Origin of the sequence: Brachybacterium tyrofermentans (assembly GCF_014897585.1) — a bacterium.
Classification (GTDB): Bacteria; Actinomycetota; Actinomycetes; order Actinomycetales; family Dermabacteraceae; genus Brachybacterium; species Brachybacterium tyrofermentans.
This window is the reverse complement of record NZ_JABUXW010000069.1, coordinates 1-2,722: the sequence shown is the minus strand read 5'-3', so window position 1 is coordinate 2,722 and position 2,722 is coordinate 1. Positions and strand designations below refer to the sequence as shown.

Here is a 2,722-nt window from a genome sequence, read left to right as displayed (position 1 = left end):
CGTCGCTCCCGGTGTCGACTCGTACAGGTCAACCGCCTGCTGGCGAAACTCTTCGGAGTAGTTCTTCCTGGCCATGGTTCATGATCTCGCTTCCCCAGCAGATGCTGGAATCAGCGTGTCCACGAACAAGGGTCAGGCCCCGACACGCCACTGCCCCCGATTGCTCAGGTGTCACAGGTGGTGCTGTTCCAGAGGTACGCACCGAACCGCGTCAAGGTCGAGGCATCCCGGCAATGACGCGTCGAAACATCAAGAACACGCGCCGAAACGTCAAACCCCGCCACCGGGTCAGCGTGCGAGGTGACGCCCTGACGATTGGCCAGCGACGGCGCTCGGCGACGAGTCAGAGGTGAGAGCATCCTCGCGTTCCTGCAGCGCATGCTGCAGATAGCGGTTGATGACGGTGTGGTTCGTCCCGTCCGCGCCACCCGTCAGGGGCACGTGGTGGAACGAGTACGCCGGGTACGGCGTCGCCTCCCGCAGCGCCTCCAACCACGCATCCACGTCCTCGGGCAGCACCCAATCCTGCGGAGGAGGATTCGACTGAAGGAACTCCGTCGCCCCGGCATATGCCTCAGAGTCTTCGAGCATCTCGTGGATCGTGACCGCGACCGTTCGCGCCAGCGTGACCGGGTGCCGGCCTGCGATCACTGTCGGATCGACCTCCGGATCATCGGTCCAGACGATCACCCCGAGAAACAGGGCACCCGGCGGGCTGGTCGTACTCCGTTGCGCTGTGGTGCCCGCAGGCGTCGATGCTGATGGTTCTTCCGGGTCAATGCTGCCCACGGTGGATCCTTCCTCCACAGGTTCGCCGCGCACGATGGCGCGGTCGGCGTACCTGTGAGGTAGGGACCCAGTTGGCGGCCACTGGCATCGGGCAGTCGTCTATCGTCGGTAGATTTGCCGATACTGCTGTGGGGATAGATCGTGTACCTGACGGAAGGCACGTGCGGCGTGGCTGGGGTCGGTCCATCCGACGCGACGTGCGATGGTTTCGACGGTGTCGCTGCTTGAGCGTAGAAGATCGGCCATGCGTCGTGAACGTTCGTTGCGAAGGAACGCTGCTGGGCTTGTGCCGACGTGACGGGTGAAGAGTCGGGCGAGCTGCGATCGAGAGATCGCGGCCTCGTCGGCGAGAACATCCATGGTCCACGCGCGGTCAAGATCGTTCATGAGCAACGCGATTGCGTGGCGCACCGCGGGGTGTTCGGGCGAGTGTTCGGGGACGGGTCGCGTGAGGATATCGAGCAGGTCCACTGCCAGACTCAAGCGGCGAAGTGTCGGCAAATGGTGCCGTTCACCGTCGATCAACCGTTGCAGGGAAGCATTCACGTGCGGGAAGACTGTGGAAGGCACGTCGAGCACGGTCGGGTCTGACCGGTGACTATCTGAAAGCACGAGAGGAGCGGGAGCGCTGGGCTGAGAGGTCCAGCGCTCCTGCTCCTCAAGGAATGCCGTGTCGATGTATGCGGTGGTGGTGGTGACGAGACCGGCGGGTTCTCCCGCATACCAGCGGCCTGGAGGGAGCAGCACGACCTGCCCTGCGGCAAGATCGACTTCACCGGTCTCGTGCCTGAGCGTGGTGGTGCCCGAGTTCACGATCATCACCTTGGTCGCGTCGACAGCAACCGGACCCGTCGCGGCGGAGTGGAGCACGCGCTTTACCGTCAGCGGAAAGGGATTTACACGCGCGCCCAGAGCCTGCGCTCGTGCTTTCGGGGATGCTGGCATCGCATCAACGCACCGGGTTTTGGCCTTCGATGAGTCGAGCGAAGCGGAGGATGTAGTCCTGAACGAACTGCACGGTCGATTCCTGCGAGATGTTCCCGTCCTCATCGAGAAGCGTGGGTGATTGAGAGAGGAAGACCTCGGGCTGTCCGGGGGTGGGCATGTCGAAGTATGAGAGCGCGAGCCGGAGGTTCTTCTGCGAGCTGTACCCGCCCATGCGGCCAACGGAGTGGCTGATGATCCCGGCAGGCAGGTTCTTCCAGGCGACATCGCTGTTGGGTTTGGAGCCGATGTCGATGGCGTTTTTCAGGCAGGCGGGTATGGTGCGGTTGTTCTCTGGTGTGACGAACAGGACACCGTCGGAGGCTTGGATGATCTCCCGGAACTGCGTGTACTCCGGCGGGGTGGGTTTGTCGGTGATGTCGGGGTCGTCGTAGTCGAAGTCGTAGAGAGGAAGGTCGCGGATCTCAACGATGCGTGCGTCGTAGCCGTCGGGAAAGTATCCGATGGCGTTGTGGGCGATCTTGCGTGCGTAGGAGCCGTGGCGCAGACTGCCGACAAGGACGGAGATGCTCTTACTCAAGGTGTGGTTCTCTTTCTCTGAGGCGTAAGTGTGGGAATGACGTTCGGTTAGAAGTCCCAGTCGTCGTCGTTGGTGTCTACGGCTTTGCCGATGATGTAGGAGGATCCGGAGCCGGAGAAGAAGTCGTGGTTCTCGTCTGCTCCGGGGGCGAGGGCGGCGAGGATTTCGGGGTTGACTTCGGTCTCTTCTGGAGTGAAGCGGGCGGGGTAGCCGAGGTTCATGAGGGCTTTGTTCGCGTTGTAGCGGACGAAGACGGCGACGTCGTCCATGAGCCCGAGCGGCTCGTAGAGTTCGCCGGAGTACGCCAGTTCGAGTTCGTAGAGCTCTTCGAGGAGCGCATAGGTGAACTCGCGCATGTGTTCCTGTTCGGCTGCGGTGTGGGTTTCGAGGCCGCGCTGGTATTTGTAG

At 62.5% G+C, this 2,722-nt stretch carries 4 protein-coding genes; all 4 read right to left on the bottom strand.

The genetic code is table 11. The features are described from left to right. Nucleotides 1-288 precede the first annotated feature (288 nt). On the bottom strand, nt 289-789 hold the full coding sequence (locus INT49_RS20675) for a hypothetical protein (protein ID WP_193119613.1): 501 nt from the start codon (nt 787-789) through the stop codon (nt 289-291). Nucleotides 790-888: 99 nt separating this feature from the next. Next, nucleotides 889-1,659 (bottom strand): helix-turn-helix domain-containing protein, encoded by a 771-nt coding sequence (locus INT49_RS20670; RefSeq protein ID WP_193119612.1) that lies wholly within the window; start codon nt 1,657-1,659, stop codon nt 889-891. A gap of 79 nt (nt 1,660-1,738) precedes the next feature. Beyond that, nucleotides 1,739-2,314 (bottom strand): NADPH-dependent FMN reductase, encoded by a 576-nt coding sequence (locus INT49_RS20665; RefSeq protein ID WP_193119611.1) that lies wholly within the window; start codon nt 2,312-2,314, stop codon nt 1,739-1,741. Nucleotides 2,315-2,361: 47 nt separating this feature from the next. Further along, nucleotides 2,362-2,722 (bottom strand): ribonucleotide-diphosphate reductase subunit beta (locus tag INT49_RS20660; protein WP_193119610.1); only part of this gene is annotated, 361 nt, incomplete at its 5' end.